General features: G+C 44.4%; 15 protein-coding genes. 9 read left to right on the forward strand and 6 right to left on the reverse strand.

Annotated elements, in window-relative coordinates; translation table 11 throughout:
• Nucleotides 1–28 precede the first annotated feature (28 nt).
• Nucleotides 29–907 carry a hypothetical protein gene (locus BK026_RS17915; protein ID WP_071817086.1) on the reverse strand — a complete coding sequence of 293 codons (879 nt, stop codon included), beginning with the start codon at nucleotides 905–907 and terminating at the stop codon, nucleotides 29–31.
• A gap of 202 nt (nucleotides 908–1109) precedes the next feature.
• Between BK026_RS17915 and BK026_RS17920 the strand changes: the two genes are divergently transcribed.
• The 8 genes from BK026_RS17920 (at nucleotide 1110) to BK026_RS17955 (ending at nucleotide 10332) form a co-directional block, all read left to right on the forward strand.
• Nucleotides 1110–3011: an Ig-like domain-containing protein gene (locus BK026_RS17920; RefSeq protein ID WP_071817089.1), complete on the forward strand. Its 1902-nt coding sequence runs from the start codon at nucleotides 1110–1112 to the stop codon at nucleotides 3009–3011.
• Nucleotides 3012–3078: 67 nt separating this feature from the next.
• Nucleotides 3079–4872: a S8 family serine peptidase gene (locus BK026_RS17925; protein ID WP_071817090.1), complete on the forward strand. Its 1794-nt coding sequence runs from the start codon at nucleotides 3079–3081 to the stop codon at nucleotides 4870–4872.
• Nucleotides 4873–5290: 418 nt separating this feature from the next.
• Nucleotides 5291–6049, forward strand: coding sequence for a DUF3450 domain-containing protein (locus BK026_RS17930; RefSeq protein ID WP_071817093.1), 759 nt, complete (start codon nucleotides 5291–5293; stop codon nucleotides 6047–6049).
• A gap of 13 nt (nucleotides 6050–6062) precedes the next feature.
• On the forward strand, nucleotides 6063–7427 hold the full coding sequence (locus BK026_RS17935; RefSeq protein ID WP_071817095.1) for a MotA/TolQ/ExbB proton channel family protein: 1365 nt from the start codon (nucleotides 6063–6065) through the stop codon (nucleotides 7425–7427).
• Between the two features lie 2 nt (nucleotides 7428–7429).
• Nucleotides 7430–7948, forward strand: coding sequence for a MotA/TolQ/ExbB proton channel family protein (locus BK026_RS17940; protein WP_012517279.1), 519 nt, complete (start codon nucleotides 7430–7432; stop codon nucleotides 7946–7948).
• Between the two features lie 32 nt (nucleotides 7949–7980).
• Nucleotides 7981–8388 (forward strand): biopolymer transporter ExbD, encoded by a 408-nt coding sequence (locus tag BK026_RS17945; protein ID WP_071817097.1) that lies wholly within the window; start codon nucleotides 7981–7983, stop codon nucleotides 8386–8388.
• A 3-nt stretch (nucleotides 8389–8391) separates the two neighbouring features.
• Entirely contained in the window at nucleotides 8392–9000 is a 609-nt protein-coding gene (locus BK026_RS17950) for an energy transducer TonB (RefSeq protein ID WP_071817099.1), read from the forward strand.
• 6 nt (nucleotides 9001–9006) lie between these two features.
• A complete protein-coding gene (locus BK026_RS17955) occupies nucleotides 9007–10332 on the forward strand; it encodes a lipopolysaccharide assembly protein LapB (RefSeq protein WP_071817101.1) in 1326 nt (441 codons plus the stop codon).
• A 117-nt stretch (nucleotides 10333–10449) separates the two neighbouring features.
• On the opposite strand, the gene BK026_RS17960 is transcribed toward BK026_RS17955, so the two are convergent.
• The 5 genes from BK026_RS17960 to BK026_RS17980 form a co-directional block, all read right to left on the reverse strand.
• Complete coding sequence (locus tag BK026_RS17960; RefSeq protein WP_071817103.1) at nucleotides 10450–11538, reverse strand: HD domain-containing phosphohydrolase; 1089 nt, start codon at nucleotides 11536–11538, stop codon at nucleotides 10450–10452.
• Nucleotides 11531–14833, reverse strand: a complete 3303-nt coding sequence (locus BK026_RS17965; protein ID WP_071817105.1) for an ATP-binding protein — start codon at nucleotides 14831–14833, stop codon at nucleotides 11531–11533. Before BK026_RS17965 ends, BK026_RS17960 begins: the two co-directional genes overlap by 8 nt.
• Nucleotides 14830–15975 (reverse strand): FIST signal transduction protein, encoded by a 1146-nt coding sequence (locus BK026_RS17970; RefSeq protein WP_071817107.1) that lies wholly within the window; start codon nucleotides 15973–15975, stop codon nucleotides 14830–14832. The genes BK026_RS17965 and BK026_RS17970 overlap by 4 nt, the downstream gene beginning before the upstream one ends.
• A 145-nt stretch (nucleotides 15976–16120) precedes the next feature.
• Nucleotides 16121–17689, reverse strand: coding sequence for an AMP-binding protein (locus tag BK026_RS17975; RefSeq protein ID WP_071817109.1), 1569 nt, complete (start codon nucleotides 17687–17689; stop codon nucleotides 16121–16123).
• Nucleotides 17690–17751: 62 nt separating this feature from the next.
• The gene (locus tag BK026_RS17980) at nucleotides 17752–18252 is read right to left on the reverse strand and encodes a hypothetical protein (protein WP_071817112.1); all 501 of its coding nucleotides are present in this window, start codon (nucleotides 18250–18252) and stop codon (nucleotides 17752–17754) included.
• A gap of 66 nt (nucleotides 18253–18318) precedes the next feature.
• Between BK026_RS17980 and BK026_RS17985 the strand changes: the two genes are divergently transcribed.
• Nucleotides 18319–19416 carry a PQQ-dependent sugar dehydrogenase gene (locus tag BK026_RS17985; protein WP_071817114.1) on the forward strand — a complete coding sequence of 366 codons (1098 nt, stop codon included), beginning with the start codon at nucleotides 18319–18321 and terminating at the stop codon, nucleotides 19414–19416.
• The last annotated feature ends 89 nt before the right edge of the window (nucleotides 19417–19505 follow it).

A 19505-nucleotide genomic window follows, 5' to 3' on the forward strand; every position in this document is an offset into this window, starting at 1 on the left:
TTATCAGGGTAGGCGCTCTGCCGTTGAGTTAAAACAAGCTGTCATCCATGCCCATTTGTGATTTCGCTGAATCTAGCGCGTCAGCGCCTATCTTGGCCACTCTGTTGTATTCACCCCTTAACCAGGTATTAAACGCCGCTTTCATTTTGCCGCCTTTAACATGGCGCGCTATGCTCATACCTATACTTACCGAAAAGCCTATTCCCAGCTGGGTAAGTGCGGTAACAACTTCGGCGTCGCTATTAAAATCGCCCATAAACATAAAGGCCGTAGCCAACACCCATGGTAGGTGCCACCAACCAATAGAATTTGAATGTACAACATTAAAAAGTGTATCAGAGGCTATACCTTGAAAAGCCAATTCATGCCGAGACTCTGTATCGCTGTGATGCACAATAACCGAGGGCTGCGTGGTGTCATTCCAGCTTTGCCCAAAAACGTTGCCTGATGCAATAACATCGGTGGTTTCTGATTCTGCACGTTTGTGGTAAAGCCAACCCAAACTCACCAATTGACCCGAAGAAATTTTATCAAGATCTAAATCGACCAAGCGAAATTTAGCGATGTTACCACTTGCGTCTTTTACGGTAAGGTAATCGTAGTAAGTAACGATAGTTTTAACATCGACATCTTTTACGTAGGAGTGGCCTTTACGTGTTACTCCTTTTCTTTTAGTAACAACATTGCGGCTGCTTTTATCTTTTTCGTGTTCTTGCACCACATAGTGTTGCCACTGAACCTGCACACTTTCTATCTTCCCTTTGCCTTTACTATTGTAAAACTTGGTATAAACGTCGCTTTGTTGTGTTTTTTGTAAGGTCTCAAAAATACTTTTCTTAATTACCTTGGCCAGGGCAATTTGTTTCATTTCGCCTTCAACCAAGCTTTGTACGTCAATATGTTCCATTTTTCTCTCCTGCGTGTGTCTATCACTACACAAAATACAGAGCAAGAAAAAAGCAGCCAGACACGTATTTGTTTTTAAATACCGTAATTTATAAACAAATAAATTTTTATTACTTTTACGGTTTTTTCATACCTTTACGTGGTTTCTGTCTCCCCTGTTTTAAGTTTAAGCTTAACATCAAGCCAGTTTAAGGATGGACAATATGAAAAAGCTCATTGCAACACTTAGCGCAGTTTTACTGATAACCGCTTGTGGTGGAGGAGGTGGTGGTAATTCCAACCCAGTACCACCTGTGAATTCGGGGGGCGGAAATGGCGGTGGCGGCAGTACTACGAATAATGCGCCAGTTCTGTCATCATTCGCAAACATTGAAATAGATGAAAACACTTCAACAACCATTGCCATTGCAGCTTCCGACGAAGATGGCGACGCGCTTAATTACAGTGTTACTGCGGCAAATCCAATTACTGCAAGTGCTTCCGGAAATAACCTTAATATAGCAGCAGGTGAGGTAGAGTCTGATATTAATGTGACTGTGACAGTAACCGCAGATGATGGAAAAGGCGGTACCGATAGCCAGCAATTCACAGTAATAGTGAAGAACGTCATTATTAATACGCCGCCAAGCGTTGTTTTATCCTCCGAGCAGCTTGAATTAGTGCCACAACAACAAGAAATTATTACCGCAACATTGTTTGATGCCGAAAGCGATGTCACGGACTTATTTGCAGGAGTCTCAGTCAGTGACACCAGTGTAATAACTGCAGGTATTATGGGTGATGGCAGTGTGGAAGTGACTGCGTTAAGCGAAGGGGCTGCTACGATCACCTATTTGGTAAGAGACGAGGGCGGGCTTTCTTCGACGGCCGAAATAAATGTAACGGTTTTACCCGTTCCGGATGAGCCCAATGAAGCCCCTGACTTTACCATTGCCAATGAACTCGAAGGGAATGTACTTCAGACTTATCATGACAAAACTACGGTATTCAATGTCTTGATTACCGACCCCGACTCAACTGCACATTACATAACATTATCAAATTTCGACAGCATTATTGGTACGATTGACTATTTAAATTACTACGAGATAAATGATGTCAATAAAACGATTACGTTTGACTTTGCTCCGATGGCGCGAAACATAGATGAAATGCGTTTTGTAATGGAACTTGGTGTAGTAGATGACAGTGAAAACAAAACAACCAAGGTTTATGAATTGATTGTTGAAAAAACTGACAATGCCGTACCTATTTTCACGCTTAATGAAAAGGAAGGGGCATTTATTGTTGTTGAGCAAAATGGAACAACAGAAGTCACATATACGATTGAAGATGACGACGTGTCGAAAGTTGAAGTGACAGGTATTCAATATTGGTATGGCGACGAAGAAAAGTTCGATGTTCAATTAAACGCTGATACGAATTCATTTACGGTTACTACCGAGAATGTAGAAGTTCAAGATACCTATGGTTTTGTTATCCAATATGTTGACGTTAGCCTTGTTGGTAACGTGAATGTTGAGCTAATGGTGGGCGCAACCTTTGGTGAAGATGAGCAAGATATGCTCGAGCTTCAACATCGTATGATTAAAGCGCGGGAGTCGATTAAAGAGTATCTACATATTGGTGTGTTTTACGCGCAAGTATTAGAAAATATTGGCGCTATTACTCAGCAACAAGCGATAGACTTTATCGAACGACTAGACGTAGATGATTCAAGCAATTTAGGCTACAGCAGATTTAATCTCTACATCAATAATATTGATTACAACATTAGTATTGGCGAGTTTAAAGATGAAGGCTTTAAGGGTTCCTACATAACAGTGCTCAACAATTTATTTGAAGAAGCGATGTCGATGGGGCAAGAACGTTTTGCCATTTTAAATGAAATGGCTGACATGTCTTTAGGCGTCCTTCCTGAAATTACCTTCGAGCAAAGCGTGAATGAATACGATGAAGTTAACAATTATTACAGTCGGTTTGTAGGTAATGAACGTTACGGCGAATACATAAATGACGAATGGGTATTTAATGCAGAGTTTGCATTTATGCACGCAGTTCAGGAGAGGATGATTGAAAATGCACAGCGCTACATCGATGAATAATGGGTCGCAAATTTTGAAGTTTGTTACTTTTTCGTTCTGTTCAGCATAGTTAAAAAAGGAATTAATCGTGAAACGTTTCATAATTGCGTTAGTAATAGCGATGACAGCGTCGTCAGCAGATGCCATAAGCGAAACATTGTTAGAAGCACCGCTGAAAAATGCCCCTACCCCCACATCTCGTCAAACGACAATCGATGGATATTTTATTGTTAAATTTAAAGATAAAGACGTACACCAGTCACTGAGAAAAGAAACTGGTGAGCGACAAACCCTTGGAAATAAAACGACGTCGTTTGAACATGCTATCTTCGACACGTTTGAAGCTGAGCATGTTAGAACGCTTGCTTTGGGCACAGACCTTATTAAAGTCAAGTTATCAGATAAAAGCAGCGATGCTATTGCCATTGATTTGGTCAACACTGGGCGTTTCGAGTTTGTTGAAAAAATGCGCGTTTATTACCCTTTAGATTTCGATAGCTCTGAATACAATGACCCTGAATATCACAACCAGTCGTATTTTGGGGATTATAGCGAAGACTTAAAAAGAGGCTCGGGCTTCGCCAAAATGCGGGCATCAACAGTCAATAACCTTGGCAGGAAAGTACGAATTGCGGTAATTGATTCGGGGTCGTATCGTCATGAAGATGTTGATTTTGTAGGTGGCTACGACTTTGTCACCTATGAAGGTTTTGATGAAAAAGGCGACATTAATACGGTAGAACGAGATTCAGACCCCACTGATGAATATTTCAATGAGACAACAGGTGAAACGTGCAATGTCGGGCATGGTCTTGCTGTCTCGAGTATGATAGCCGCTAAAGCCAATAACGGTGTTGGTATGGTTGGCGCTGTCGATGCCAATATGGTCGAAATTATCCCGGTGCGCGCACTAGGTTGTACTGGTGGTTCTAATACCGACATTATGGAGGCCGTGTTGTGGGCGGCTGGCGAGAGCATAGAGGGTGTGCCAGATATAGATCAGCCGGTCGATATTGTTAATATGAGCCTTGGCGGGGGAGCTAATGGAGGTTGTCCTGAATGGGAGCAAGCAGTGTTCGATCGTTTACGCGAACTCGGTGTGGTAGTTGTTGTTGCAGCGGGCAACGAAGATATGAATGTCGTCAACTCGATACCAGGGGCTTGTACCCGAATTGTTACTGTCGGGTCAACCGACGAACGCGGAGATAAGGCAAGCTTTTCTAATTACGGCGAGAAAGTGGATGTATCTACATTTGGTACCAATGTAGTTGGCGCTTTTCTTTCGACAACTGAAGATAATCTATACTCTATCGGTAATGGAACCAGCTATTCAGCACCACTAGTTGCAGCAACCGCCGCAAGCTTGCTGTTGAAGTACCCCTTCTTAAACCCTGAACAAATTGAATCTATTATAAAGTCTAGCACTGTCGACAATAGTGTAATTGAAGGCGCCCAAACGGTGTGTGGTAGAAGGGGATGCGGAACGGGGATCCTACAAGCCAACACTGCGATCAAGTCAATAAGTGATGCGATGGAAGTATCTAGCTATAGCGTTAGCCACAGATATGAAGGATATGATTCTGCAGCGGACGTTAAGTGGTTAGACGCAATGTCTAGCTACGTTAATGCGTGCGAACTTGTCAGGTATCAGTGGGGTAACTTAGGTACAGAAGTCCAAGGTATTACATACAATTTGTTTTTAACAGAAACCAACGGGGAGCGCGTAGAGCTTGAAACTGTTAGCATTCCGCAAAAAGTTATGGCGCTGCCCCAAAATGCTACTCTTTCTGTGCAAGCGTGTGTTAACGGAGATTGTGGTAATTTAGTTGAGATGGAAGTGAGTAATCTGAACTATCCCGCAGCATGTAGCAATAACTCGTAATAACGATTGCAAGAGGGGGAGTGTATGCCTCTTGCCTTTGTACGCTTACAAAAGAACGTGCCTTATTAGGTACGTTTTTTTGTTCGTTCTTTTAGTTAGCAAGTGAATTCACAACTTCTACATTTTATCAGTCCGCATGCATCATTGCCCACGTAGAGAGGCTTAACATGTTCGTAATCGCGGCGTGTTACCGCAGGTAAGGTAATTCTATCTAACGGTTACAGAACAAAGAGTGGAGACATTTAAAACGCGCCCCTCGGGAGGTGCTGGCAAATGTTTATTCAGACCCGTATAAATCTCCGCCGTCATCGATTTATGACAGTTTCGTAATAAAACTGTCACAGAAAACTCCTATCCTACGCGCAGAAATTTATAGTCGGACAAAACCGATTTCTTTTAACTTTAAAGGTTTGAATGTATGAAGCTTATCAATGCCTTGCTTGTAGCAGGTGCGCTAGCAGCGACACCCGTGCTTGCACAAGACGATGAAGTCTTAAAACCCGTTGTCGATGAGGCAGCGAAAATAAACGAGTCAGCGGCGAAATCGCAAGAAAAGATCAACGGTATTACCGACCAAATTGACAGCAAACTTCAACAGTTCAAAACATTGATGAAAGAAATCGAAGGCCTTGAGGTTTATAACACTCAGCTTCGTAAGCAAATCAATAACCAAGAACAAGAAATGGCAGACCTAAACTCGGCTATCGATGAAGTGTCTGTTGTTGAACGTCAAATCACGCCACTAATGATGCGCATGATTGACGGTCTAGAGCAGTTTGTTGCGCTAGACGTACCTTTCCTTCCAGAAGAGCGCGCAAACCGCGTTGCTGACCTTCGCGCCATGATGGACCGAGCTGACGTTGCTGCGTCTGAAAAATTCCGCCGTGTAATGGAAGCGTACCAGGTAGAAATGGACTACGGCCGCACTATGGAAGCGTACAGCGGTATTCATTCAATTAACGGTCAAGAGCGTGACGTTGAATTCCTACGCCTTGGTCGTACAGCGCTAATTTATCAAACACGTGATGCAAGCATGCAGGGTGTTTGGAACAAGCAAACTCGTCAATGGGAAGAGCTTGATAGCAGCTACCGTACACAAATTACAAAAGGTCTGCGCATGGCGAAGAAACAACTTGCACCAGACTTGCTAATGCTGCCAGTGGCAATTACAGACTAAGAGGTTGATGAGAATGTTTAACACAGTAAAACGTATCGCTGTTGGTCTAGCAGCCCTTAGCATCAGCGTTGGTGCTTTCGCACAAAGCGACCGTGCTATGGACTTAGACGCGCTTCTTAAGCAATTAGAAGAAGGTCAGTTCGCACAGTCTCAGCAAAACAAACAGCGCGAGCGCGATTTCCAAGCGCAACGTGCAGAGCAAGATCGCATTCTTCGCGAAACCCGTGAAAAGCGCGACCAAATGCTTGCACAATCAGAGCAGCTTGAAACTCAGTTCGAAGAAAACGAATTCAAACTGGCTGACTTAAACGGTGCACTAGACACGCGTCTTGGTTCACTTAAAGAGCTATTCGGTGTGCTTCAGCAAATTGCTGGCGACACCAAAAATAAATTCTACAACTCTGTTATTTCTGCACAAATTCCAGGTCGTGCTGACTTCCTTGATCAAATGGCGCAAGACATGGGTTCAAGCTCTAAGCTTGCATCAATTGAAGAAATTGAGCGCGTTTGGTTTGAAATGCAGCGTGAAATGACGGAAGCCGGCAAAGTCACCACCTTCACAACTGATGTTGTTGAAGCGGGCGGTGAAAAAGTGAATAAGTCTGTTGTTCGCGTAGGTCCTTTTGCACTTGTTGCTGATGGTAAATACCTAGAGTACAACGGCGTAACCGGTACCGTGTCTGAACTTGTACGTCAGCCTGCTGATCGTTACATGGACTCTGCTGCTGAACTACAGGCATCAAGCGGTGAATTAGTGCAGTTTGGTATCGACCCAACGGGTGGTTCAATTCTAGGTCTTCTTGTTCAAGCGCCAAACCTTCAAGAGCGCGTAGAGCAGGGCGGTGTAGTAGGTTACATCATTCTTATCGTTGGTGCGTTCGGTTTACTGCTTGCACTTGAGCGCTTGGTAACACTTACGCTTACGCGCATGAAAGTGAACAAGCAGCTTAAGAGCAAAGAAGTTAACACTAACAACCCGCTTGGCCGTGTACTTAAAGTGCGTGACGAGCATCCAGACGCTGACGTTGAAGCACTTGAACTTCACCTTACAGAAGCGATTTTAGGCGAAGTACCTAAGCTAGGTCGTAACCTAACTATTATTAAGATTATCTCAGTAGTTGCACCGCTTATGGGTCTACTAGGTACGGTAACCGGTATGATCAATACCTTCCAAGCAATTACCTTGTTTGGTACAGGTGACCCGAAACTGATGGCCGGTGGTATTTCAACTGCACTTGTAACAACAGTACTAGGTCTTGTTGTAGCGATCCCGATGACACTGCTTTACGCAATGCTAAACACACGTTCTAAGAACATTGTGTACATCCTACAAGAACAGGCGTCTGGCGTAATTGCAGAGCGCGCTGAGCGAGGCTAATCATGATCGAGTTTCTAGAAGCAATTCGCGATTTCACAGAAACAGGTGGCCAGGTTCTCCTGGTCATCGGTCTGCTGATATTCGTTATGTGGCTTTTGATCCTCGAGCGTGCGATGTATCTGATGGTTTGGCATAAGCAAGCCAAGAAAGAAGCGATAGCAATGTGGACAGCACGTGCCGATCGCTCTTCTTGGTTCGCCGAGCAAGTTCGTCAGAAAACAATTTCACAGTTAACCATGCGCCTTAACGGCAGCATCCCAATTATCCAGTCACTGGTTGCGCTATGTCCGCTGCTAGGTTTGATGGGAACGGTTACCGGTATGATTGAAGTGTTCGATGTAATGGCAATTGCGGGCTCAGGTAACGCTCGTTCAATGGCATCAGGTGTATCGAAAGCCACTATCCCCACAATGGCGGGCATGGTTGGCGCACTTTCAGGCGTATTCGCCGCTACCTGGTTAACTCGTATGGTGAAATCAGAACGCACGCATCTTGAGGATGCATTGATTATTCAACGTTAATGCTAGCTAAGCGTTAAGGTAAGGTATTTATTATGAAGCAGCACTTTCAAAACTTAGTCGATGAAGAAGAAGCAGCCATCGACATGACGCCCATGCTGGACGTTGTATTTATCATGTTGATCTTCTTCATTGTGACTGCGTCATTTGTGAAAGAAGCCGGTATTGATGTTAACCGTCCGGAAGCAGCTACTGCTGTGAAAAAGGACCGCGCTAACATCCTTATCGCTATTTCAGATAAAGGCGAAATTTGGATCAACAAACGACGTATCGACGTTCGCGCAGTACAGGCGAACATCGAGCGCTTACACGCTGAAAACCCTCAGGGTACTGTTGTTATTCAGGCCGACAAGAAGGCTACAACAGAAACCTTGATTAAGGTTATGGACGCGTCGCGAGCCGCTGGCGTTTACGATGTTTCGATTGCAGCCCAAGAGCAATAAATCATGCCACGATATTTAATCGCATTTGTTATTTCCCTTGCGATCACGTTAGGCCTGTTCTTCTTGATGCAATCGCTTATCAAGATGGGCGGCAGTGCATTAACTGAGCCGCCAAAGGGAAGCGTGCTTGACTTTGTAAGGGTTAAGCAGGATGAACAGGTTGAGAAAAAAGATCGTAAGCCGAAAAAGCCACCTAAGCCTGAAGAGCCGCCACCGCAAATGGAGCAGCCTCAAATGGACTCACCTTCTCCAGATGCAGAAGGTACGTCTATGGACTTTGGTGCTGAAGTTGGAGACGACATCTCGCTAGAAGGCGGGTTGGCTCTTGAATCTGGTGACGGTGAATATCTACCTATCGTTAAAGTAGCGCCGGTATATCCACGACGCGCACTTCAACGGGGTATTGAAGGCTTCGTTATTGTTGAATTTACAGTAACTAAGCAAGGCGCAGTACGCGACCCAATAGTTGTTGAAGCTAATCCAGAAGGCATTTTTGAGCAAGCAGCGATAGATGCTGCTATGAAGTTCAAATATAAGCCTCGGGTAGTAAATGGCGAAGCAACAGAAGTGTCTGGTGTGCAAAACCGTATTACGTTCCAAATTGACGGGTAACAGAACATGATGAGAAAACAAACGAATACCTTGCTTAGTGCACTGGCGTTTGCATTTGCATCGGCCACGGTATCTGTACCTACTATGTTGGTTGCCAGTGACGCTGTGGCACAAGAGCAAAAAGCGAGCGAAAAGAAAACTCGTCGTGTGCCTACACTTCGCGGCAAGGTTTACGAGCAGCTGGCCCGTGCACAAACAGCGGCAGATGAAGCGGGTAATGTTGAAGAAGCTATCGCTATTTTGAAAGAAGTAGAAGATAAGGCTGACTCTATGAACGCCTACGAAAAAGCGATGATGTATAACTTTTTCGGCTTCATTTATTACAACAACGAAGACTATACAAAAGCGCTGGAATCGTTCGCGAAAGTCGTAGAGCAGCAGCCTATTCCTGAAAAGTTTGAAATGACCACGCTTTTCAGTTTGGCTCAGCTTAACCTTATGCAAGGTAATTACGACGATACCATCGCTTATTTAGAGCGTTGGGAAAGCCTAAATACAGGCCCTGTACCGGTTAAAAATAAAGTGATAAAGGCTCAGGCGTACTACCAGAATAAACAGTACGACGAAGCGGCAATGTGGATTTCTGAAGCCGTTGCCGATCACGAAGCCGAAGGCATGATCCCCGACGAAGGCTGGTTAATACTTCAGCGTGCTATTTTTTACGAACTCAAGCAGCCTCAAAAGGTTAAAGACGTTCTTATTAAAATGGTGAAGTTGTTTGACGAGCCTAAGTATTGGATCCAGCTAGCCGGAATGTACGGTGAGCTAGGCGAAGAGCGCAAGCAGTTGGCTATTATGGAAACTGCTTACCAGCGCGGGTTTGTAAATACATCTGCTGATGTGTTTAACATGGCGCAGCTTTATTACTATCATCGCGTGCCATACAAAGGTGCTAAGTTGATGGAACAGGCGATGAACGACGGTGTGCTTGAGAAAAACTTGCGCAACCTTAAGTTCTTAGGCCAAAGCTGGTCACTTGCTAAAGAGCAAGACAAAGCCATTCCGGTTATGATGCAAGCGGCTGAACTGTCTGAAGACGGTGAGTTAGATGCACAGTTAGCGCAAATTCTTCTTAATGAAGAGCGTTTCGACGATGCAATTGCTGCGGCAGACCGCGCGGTTGAAAAAGGCGAATTGAGAAACCCTGGTTTGGTTTACTTGATTAAAGGCATGGCGCTGTATAACAAAAAGCAGTATGCCCTTGCGCTTAACCAATTAGCAGAAGCTGAAAAGCATCAGAAAAGCCGTGCTATGGCACAGCAGTGGAAGCAGTTTGTCCAAGGCGAAAAGCGTCAGGCCGACGCGATAGCTGAAGAGCTAGGGGCCAGTTAGAAACTGGTACTAAAAAATGAAACCCGTTGAAAGGTCGATAGAAAATATCGACCTTTTTTTTACTCTGGACTTTAGGCTTTGTCATGTACCGGTCTGGTAGGTCTAGCGCCTACTGAGTTAGCAAGTAGGAGGCAGTAAGTCGCTTACTGATGCCATTTTCCCTTCGGCTTCTAATTGGTTCCAATACGCTTTGGTGTCCAAAATTTCATGTTTAATAGAGATAAAGCACGCCACTAAATCCGGGTCGAAATGCTTGCCTGCGCCTTCTAATAAATAATTAAACGCATCGTCATCAGACCATGCTTTTTTGTAGGGACGCTTCATGGTTAGTGCATCGAAGACATCGGCAATGGCGACAATGCGCGCGCTTTGAGGTATGTCTTCACCTGCTAAGCCTTCGGGGTAGCCTGTGCCGTTCCATTTTTCGTGGTGGCATAGTGCAATCTCAGCCGCAAGGTTGAACAAAGGTGTATCGCACTGCGAAAGAATTTTATGGCCAATTTGTGCATGTGTGCGCATCACCTCCATTTCGCTGTTTATTAGCCTACGAGGTGCTTTCAAAATAGCGTCGGGAATACCAATTTTCCCAGTGTCGTGCATAGGTGCTGCTTGCGCTAACAAGCAAGCATCGTCATAGGACCAGCCACAAGCAATAGCTAAGCATTTGCTGTAGGCTGCCATACGCCAAATATGATGCCCTGTGTCCGTATCATTATAGTGACCAGCTGCAGCTAGCATAGTAATAGCGCTTTGCTGGCTTTTGCTGAGTTCTTCAGTGCGTTTAGCGACTAAGTTTTCGGTGGTACGCATTTGATGAGCAAGGCTTATATGCGTTTTAACACGAGCTAGCGTAATGCTAGGTGAAACCGGCTTAGTTATGTAGTCGACAGCACCAAGTTTAAACCCCTTTTCTTCGTTCTCGCCTTGAGCTAACGCCGTGACGAAAATGACCGGAATTTGGCTTAGCAATCTGTCAGATTTAAGCTGCTTACATACTTCAAACCCATCCATCCCAGGCATCATAATATCCAACAAGATAATATCTGGTGTAAATTGCTGCACTATTTTCAGCGCCACGGCACCCGACGGTGCGACCTTAACGTTATAATAAGGGCTAAGTATACCCAGCAAAATATCGATGTTGGCGGGTTCATCATCAACAACTAGTACGCTGAATTTATTATTTAGCGGTGTCGTGCTATTCATTGTTTATTGTGTCTATCAATTGGTTGATTAATTCTAGAGCGCCTTCAAAATCATAAACCGAGGCCAATTGCTTTAGCCGATTTACGTTGTGCCCGTAGTGTGACTCAGCATGCTGAGCGGCAAAATTAGTTATATGCTCAAGCGCTTTTGCGTCGTAGGTTTCTAATGCCTCCTTTATTGCGTTCAAACTTAGCAAAATAGATGCTTCGTCTAAATTGTTGTCATTAGGTGTAACCGCAATAAGCGAACTTTTGTTGATTGTATGCGCAATAAGGCGCAGCGTGACATCAAGCTCGAAAGACAGTGTGGCAACGTGTTTTGCCATAAGGGTTTCTGGGCTTTCGTCAGCTCCTATTAAAAAGTGAAGACATCGAGCTAAGGTAGCAGCACCAACCTGCTGTGCATCCTCATAAAGTTCGGTGAGCAGCTGCGTGTCGACAGACGACGAGTGAAAAATGTTAAGCAAATCTGACATAACGCTTCGCTGACTGTATTTTTTATAAAAATTCATCAATGAACTAATGAATGGGCTAGGTACATCAGGCATCGTTACCTCAATGTAGCCGTCGTGAATATTGGCATCTATGGTGTGAATAATTTCATCAGCCTTCGCCGGTTTCACTAAATGAAAACACATACCAGCAGCTAAGGCTTTTTCCGATGCTTCCGGTGTTTCGTCTGCACTTAGCGCAATAATAGGCGCTGACCAGCCGTATTCTTGTGTAAGTGTTTCTGCTATGTCGTAACCAGAAATATCGGGTAAATGACAATCGAGTAAGAGCGCATCAAACTTCGACGCCTTGCACAGTGCTAAAGCTTGTTTTCCTGTTGTGGCGGTGACTACATTTATACCTAGGTCGGTGAGTATCTGCTGACTAATTTCTACACTTATCGGGTCGTCATCAACCACTAATACCTGTTTATCTGCCAATCGGGCGCTGCGCCACTTCTTGCTCTCCAAGCCATTGGCATCCAGCTTTTTTCTTGATGGTTGAAGCGGCGATAAGGCAGAAATAAGGTCGCTATCGATAAAAGGGAGTTCTACAATTCTGAGGTCAGCAGGCAGTGTGTTTTTCAATCTTTTTTGCACATCTTGGTGGCTGAATGAACTAACTAAAACACGCAGGCTCATATTGCTATATCTTCCTGCCTCTAAATCGCTAGTGAAGCGTCTCCAGCTATCTTCATCTTCGGTCAAAAATACAGCGCTTATTGACGCGCTATTAGGAAGTGAAGCGTTGATTTTGTCTGTTACTATCTGACAGTTAATACCCAGTCTTTCTAACGTGTTCTTGAGAACTTCACAGCCTGCTTTGGCGCTCTCATGGGTCTGAATACAAACGATGTCTTTAGGCAGCGAAAGCGACAATAACGACGTGGTATCGTCCTTATCTTTTCGGCACACAGCTAATGAGAACGAAAAACAGCTTCCTTGATTAACTTTGCTTTCTAAGGTCAGGTTTCCCCCCATAAGCTCTACCAAACGTTTACAGATTGCCAACCCTAAACCCGTGCCACCAAACTTTCTTGAAATCGATGCATCGGCCTGAACAAAAGCATTAAATAGCCTCGCTTTACCTTCATCGCTTATCCCCATTCCTGTGTCGATAACGGAAAATGTCAACATTGTATTTTGCTTTTCTATTTTCAGCGTTACGGTACCTTTTTCAGTAAATTTAATAGCATTGCTCAGAAGGTTTAGTAGTACTTGATATATTTTTTCACTATCTCCGTGGCAGGGAATACTATCGCTGCAGCGAATATCGAAAAGAAGTTGAAGTTGCTTTTGTTGTGCTTTGACTTGAAATACCTGTGCTAGCTTTTCAATGGTTCGTGTTAGCGTGAAAGGTTCATCAATAATGTCAATTTTGTTTGCTTCAACTTTTGAGAAATCTAAAATACTGTCGAAGAGTTCAAGCAGTGCGTTGGCACTGTTTTGAACCTTTTCTAAATACTGTTGCTGTAGGTCACTCTCCTTTGACTCAAGCGCCAAGTGTGTAAGCCCAATAATGGCATTCATTGGTGTTCTTATCTCATGGCTCATCGTAGCCAAAAAATCACTCTTTGCTTTGTTTGCGCTTTGTGCTTCATCGTAGGCTTTCTGAAGCTTGTGCTCGATGGCTTTTTGGCTGCTGATATCATTGAAAACACCAACATGGCCATCTGGTTTACCTCCTTTATCGAAAAGTGGAACGGCAACTATAGAAATGGGAAACAAGCGCCCTCGTTTATCAGTGAAAAAATCTTCATAAGAGGTGTAAGACGCGCCGCTTCTAATCGTTAGGTTTACAGGGCATTGTTCTCTGGGAAGCAGCGTTCCGTCGCCTTTTTGGTAGTGAACGGTGTCGTGAAATCGTCTGTCTTTTAATTCGTCTAGCGTCCACCCCAGTAAGCGAGAAGCTGCGGGGTTAAGAAACTGCGTTGCTCCCTTCCCATTAACCGCGTACACGCCTTCACCGATACTATTGGTGATGCTTTGATGAAAAGATCTATCTTCTTTCAATTTTTGGGCGAGGCGCTTTTGTTCCGACATGTCGGTACAAATCACCACAAGACGATTTACCTGCTGGTTGTACTCAACGATAGGGACAACGGTTGCAAACACAGTCCAAGGGTTATTATCTTTAGTAACGCTGTTGAGTTCTCCTTGCCAAATTTCTCCTTTAACGAGAGTTCGCAGTATGTCTACCTGTTCACTATGCGAAATATTGTTAACGCGAAAAATAGCGGTACTTTTCCCGATTAACTCTTCGCGAGAATAGCCAGAAAGCTGACAGCATTTATCGTTTGCAGACAACAAGGTGCCGTTGAGGTCGATGGTTGCAACAATGCCGTGCTTGTCCATAGCTTTGCGCTGCAATAGTAGCTCATTATTTGCATTTTTTTGCTCGCGTATGAGTTCGTACATGAGCGAAGAAAGGTCTGATAAATTAGTAAAGTTTTCGTCTATGAGCGGTTTATTTCGCTCTTCTAAAAGTTGATTTACTGCAAGCCTCAGCGTTTCTACTACGGCTTTTTGTTGGTTAAATTCTTCGCGTACTTTTTTATTTACCGCAGTGAGCTCTTCAGAGCTTATGTGTAAGCTTCTATCTCTTAATTTTATGTCTCTTTCGTTGAACGAATATGACTCGTCTATTCTGGGGATAAGCGCAGCAAGGCCTTGTTTGAGTGTTTGCTGACTGTGGCTTGCGCTATTGTCGTTTGCATCATTGAGGCTGTTCAACCACGCCTGTATCGACACGGTGTCGTCTAGCTGAAAAGCTCTGCGCAGCTGCCGCTCTAATAGTGAGTTCAATGATTTTCCCTCATTAACATGAGAGTTAACGTTTGGTTATGCAGTTCACAGTGAACTTTACTGTTTGACGTACTGATTTCGCCGTAAGAATAAAACCCCGCAATTGTGGTATTACGGTTTAGTTGTCTGTCTATCTCCTCAATTTCCTCTTCAACGCGATCACCCATAACTAGTTTTCTTCCTACACAGCTCGTTACCAACGCCAGGCAATGTAAGTTTTCATTTGAGCTGTTTTTTCCAAGCGGTGTGATGGCATCAATGGCGCCGCTGATAAGGTCGTCGGTTGACGCGTTCATAAGGCGTAAATATTGGTTTTCGTTGACTTCACCTGCAAGCACTAGGCTTTTACTTTGCTCATCAATACCAAGAATAGTTCGGATGATACCTGTTGGCTCGCTGCTTTCCTCCAGCACTTCAAAAGGGAATAAAAGTCCACTTTCTGGCAAGTCTTCTGCGTATTCACCTAGATACGCTTTATAAATATCCAGCGCTGGTTTGTCGTCAAGTTCAAACAGTAGATTGGCCTTTGCTGATGTAACTCGTCGGGCTGGGCCAAACGAACGCCAACCTCCGCGCGCACCATATTCAAAAGTCAATGTATCGCCATAGAAAGCCACCGCTACAACACTTCGGCTATCAATGCCGCCGGGGTGTAACACGTAGGTTTGTTCGAATGCACTGTCATCGCCGGCCAAGCCACCGCTCAGACCAATGTCGTGCAAGAGATGTGCTGTAATACCTTCAAGCAGCGCTGAGCCATTAATATCAACACCGGGTGCCAAAACATAAAGGCCTTTAAGACCAGTGGGGTCGATTTTTCTTGCAAGAGACTGACCTGCTGCATAAGACGACTGCATATCAGGTAATGCAGCTTGATGTATTTTAACGTATGACGAAGACTCAAAGCGCACCACAACAATAGAAATACCTCTTGTCGTCACTCTATTGCCTGATATTTCACCTGCGGTGCTACAACCCACGAAATTGCGGCAGATACCGCTTAAAATATGATGAAGTTGTGGGGATTTAAAAAACGATACCGATGCATAAGCAATGAGCATGGAAGGCGCGAAGGCACTCAGAGCTTCACTTTCTTGTTTTAACTCATCTAAACTATGAAAAAAGACGGTCTTTGAAAGCATGATAGATAGCGATTAATGGCGGTATCTTTTATATATAGTAAGAGGCGTGTCAATTTACAATGTAAGGGCGTTATTCTTTGGTAGCAATAAACTGATTTTTAAGAAAAAAGCCGACGCCTGAAAGGCGTCGGCCGTTTCTGTGCTTTTATGCGCTACGAAGTTCTCTGCGAAGTATTTTACCTACCGTAGATTTAGGCAATTCATCTAGGATAGTAATCGATTTTGGCACCTTGTAGTTGGTAAGGTGCTGCTTACAATGCGCCGTTATGCTATCAATGTTAATGTCATTGGCGACGGTGATAAAAGCACACACGCGTTCACCGGTTTTGTCGTCAGATTTACCCACAACGGCGGCTTCCATAACGTCGGGATGAGACGTTAATACATCCTCTATTTCATTAGGGTAAACGTTGAAGCCGGAAACGATAATCATGTCCTTTAAACGGTCTACAATTTTGATGGCACCAGAGGCTGTTCTTACGCCAATATCACCGGTTTTAAAGAAGCCGTCTTCAGTCATCACTTTCGCCGTTTCGTCGTCTCGGTTCCAATAGCCCATCATAACTTGAGGGCCGCGCACGGCGATTTGCCCTGATTCCCCCTCTGCCACCGGTTTATCATAACTATCGAGCAGCGCTACTTCAGTATCTTCTAGTTCGTGGCCTACCGAACCTATTTCTTCTTTACCTGGAATGTTAAAGGAGACGACTGGCGCAGTTTCAGATAGCCCATAGCCTTCGGTGATGGTATTTCCTGTTACGTCTTGCCAAATTGAAACCGCAGCTTGGGTAAGTGCAGTGCCGCCAGACATTGTGAGATGCAGATTCGAAAAGTCGAGTTTTGTAAATTCAGGGTGCCGGCCAAGGCCAACAAAAAGCGTATTTATACCCATAAAAGCAGATATTTTGTGCGGTTTAAGCGTTTGTATGAAGCCGTCAATGTCCCGTGGGTTGGGGATAAGTAAAATATGAGTGCCTTTCCCAAATAGTGCCATCATACCCACCGTAAACGCATAAATATGATATAGCGGCAGTGGGCACACAAGCACTTCTTTGCCTTCTTTGAATCCGTCGCCAATTCTATCGAGCATTTGAATGCAGTTAGCCAACACGTTCTTGTGACTCAGCGATGCACCCTTTGATACACCGGTTGTCCCGCCTGTGTACTGAAGCATTGCAAGGTCTTCTAAGCGACTGTTATCGCGCGTGATGCTTGGCGCATGCGACCCTTTGGTAATAGCCTCCGAAAAAGACGTTACTCCTTCAACCATGGGTGCAGATGACGGGTCGAGAAGCTCTGTAGCTGAGGTTGCGATGACGGTCGATATATTCGTGTCAGCTTTAATATTGTCGAATTTGGGTAGGAGATCGCTCAATATGATTAACGCTTGTGCATCGCTATCGGTAAATTGGTGCTTCATTTCCCGTTCAGTGTAAAGCGGATTTGTATTAACGACCACTAAGCCAGCGCGAAGCGCACCGTAAACAGCAATGGGATTTTGGATAAGATTAGGTAGCTGTATTGCTACCTTCATACCAGGAGATAACTTCGCTTCATGGATAAAAAAACGAGCGAGCGCTGCTGACTTTTCATCAATGTCTTTAAACGTGACTGTTTGTCCAAGCGCGGTATACGCTGGCCTGTCCGCAAATTTTTCAAGTACACTTTCTATATAATCAGCTAAACACGCAACGTTGTCAGGATACGAAATCATTGTTTTTTCCTACTGGATTCATTGATAAGAACCCTACAACAGTAGCAAAGTTAACTTTTTATTTACATTGTTGTTCGCTTATATTTCGCTATAAAAATGATTAATGAAGAAATGAAACGATAGCGAGTCAACACGGCGAAAGATAAACCACCCATGCATCCCGCTGCGCATTGTGCTAAAAGACCTGTTATGCCGCGAGCGCCGGCGATGAGGGTAACGTTCAAAATAGGCTGCATGGCGGATAACATAACCAAAAAGCCCACTGCGCCAGCAAGTGCGTAGGTAAAAAGTCTGATGTCGCCGCGCTGGGTATGCCTAAGGAATGAAAATCTGGCAAATGAAAACGCTAGCGCAAGCGTGAGTAAAATAATAACGCCGTAGGTAGGCAATAGCCCTAACATATCTTGTAAAAGCATGGTTAGCGCGTCAAAAGGCCTTACATTAATGCCAATATCAATCAGTCCTTTGAGCACAAACGCAGAGTGCAAGGTACTCGCCAGCACAAAGGTAAATAAGCATGTGGCAAGAAACGGAAGCGCAACAGATTTCACAAATTGAACCATAAATTTACCTAAACAACGCTGTTTCTTTTTGGTATACCATAAAGAAAGCCCTTGTGAGTACCCTTTATGAAGTCTATTTCTGCCCAGTTTGTCGTTTTTTGCTGTCTTTTATCTTCAATTATGTTGTCCGCAGATGAAATAACCGGTGATTACGTACTGCAAGACATTGCTACAGGTCTGCAATTCCCCAAAGCAATGACTATTCTTCCAAGCGGCGAGGTACTCATTGCAGAACGAGACGGGTTTTTAACACTAATTTCAAGCGACAGTCGCCAAGCCCGCTTCGCGCTGGACTTGCCTGATCTTTATACAGAAGGGCAGGGAGGGGTGCTGGATGTATTACCAATTAACGATGAGTTATTAATCTCCTATTCAAAAGGAAGTGATGATAGTAATGCGCTGGCAGTTGTGCTTGCCCAGTTTTCCACTGAAACGGGCGCGGCACAGGTCGTGCCGGTTTACGAGGTGCAGGATACAAAAGATACGCCGGTACACTATGGCGGGAAGTTGCTAGCGTTAACCACAGGCGGTTATTTGGTGACGACAGGAGATGGTTTTGACTATCGTGAAAAGGCGCAGCTACCCTCTTCTCATCTTGGAAAAATTATCGGTTTTACGCTTAGCGGAGCCCCTTTAAATTCACCGTCATTTGATGATAACCCTTATATTTACAGTTATGGTCATAGAAACCCTCAAGGGCTTGTCTATGGTGCAGACGGTAATATTTACCAACATGAGCACGGGCCAGATGGAGGTGATGAGCTTAATCTTATCGTAAAGGGTGCCAACTACGGTTGGCCCGTTGTTACGCGAGGAAAAGACTATTCAGGCGCAAACATTTCACCGTTTACTTCTTATCAAGGAATGACAGAGCCGCTTATCAACTGGACACCGTCTATTGCTCCCTCTTCAATGGCTGTGTATAGCCATGACGCGTTCCCGTTACTTACCGATGCGTTTTTGATTACGTCTTTAAAGGCGAAAAAACTGTTCGCGGTTAAGGCGTCTAAAAACGAAACGGGTAAAGCAATGTTTAACGTATACCCCATTATTAATCAACTTAACACTCGACTTCGAGATGTAAAGGTAGATGCTAATGGCGATATTCTTGTCCTTACTGATGGTGCTGACAGTCGACTCATCAGAGTTTCACCTAAGCCATAACTTTTGCATTTGACGGGCGGGCTTGTGGTTTGGGCGTCACTGGATGACGTTATGGCTGGCGGTTATTTGAACTGGTAGTACCATAAGCT

The organism is Alteromonas sp. V450, assembly GCF_001885075.1.
In the GTDB taxonomy this organism is placed as follows: domain Bacteria; phylum Pseudomonadota; class Gammaproteobacteria; order Enterobacterales; family Alteromonadaceae; genus Alteromonas.

Coding starts and splice junctions, on each gene's coding strand:
- BK026_RS17915 (WP_071817086.1), bottom strand. CDS start 907: ATGGAACATATTGACGTACAAAGCTTGGTTGAAGGCGAAATGAAACAA.
- BK026_RS17920 (WP_071817089.1), top strand. CDS start 1,110: ATGAAAAAGCTCATTGCAACACTTAGCGCAGTTTTACTGATAACCGCT.
- BK026_RS17930 (WP_071817093.1), top strand. CDS start 5,291: ATGAAGCTTATCAATGCCTTGCTTGTAGCAGGTGCGCTAGCAGCGACA.
- BK026_RS17935 (WP_071817095.1), top strand. CDS start 6,063: ATGTTTAACACAGTAAAACGTATCGCTGTTGGTCTAGCAGCCCTTAGC.
- BK026_RS17940 (WP_012517279.1), top strand. CDS start 7,430: ATGATCGAGTTTCTAGAAGCAATTCGCGATTTCACAGAAACAGGTGGC.
- BK026_RS17945 (WP_071817097.1), top strand. CDS start 7,981: ATGAAGCAGCACTTTCAAAACTTAGTCGATGAAGAAGAAGCAGCCATC.
- BK026_RS17950 (WP_071817099.1), top strand. CDS start 8,392: ATGCCACGATATTTAATCGCATTTGTTATTTCCCTTGCGATCACGTTA.
- BK026_RS17955 (WP_071817101.1), top strand. CDS start 9,007: ATGATGAGAAAACAAACGAATACCTTGCTTAGTGCACTGGCGTTTGCA.
- BK026_RS17960 (WP_071817103.1), bottom strand. CDS start 11,538: ATGAATAGCACGACACCGCTAAATAATAAATTCAGCGTACTAGTTGTT.
- BK026_RS17970 (WP_071817107.1), bottom strand. CDS start 15,975: ATGCTTTCAAAGACCGTCTTTTTTCATAGTTTAGATGAGTTAAAACAA.
- BK026_RS17975 (WP_071817109.1), bottom strand. CDS start 17,689: ATGATTTCGTATCCTGACAACGTTGCGTGTTTAGCTGATTATATAGAA.
- BK026_RS17980 (WP_071817112.1), bottom strand. CDS start 18,252: ATGGTTCAATTTGTGAAATCTGTTGCGCTTCCGTTTCTTGCCACATGC.
- BK026_RS17985 (WP_071817114.1), top strand. CDS start 18,319: ATGAAGTCTATTTCTGCCCAGTTTGTCGTTTTTTGCTGTCTTTTATCT.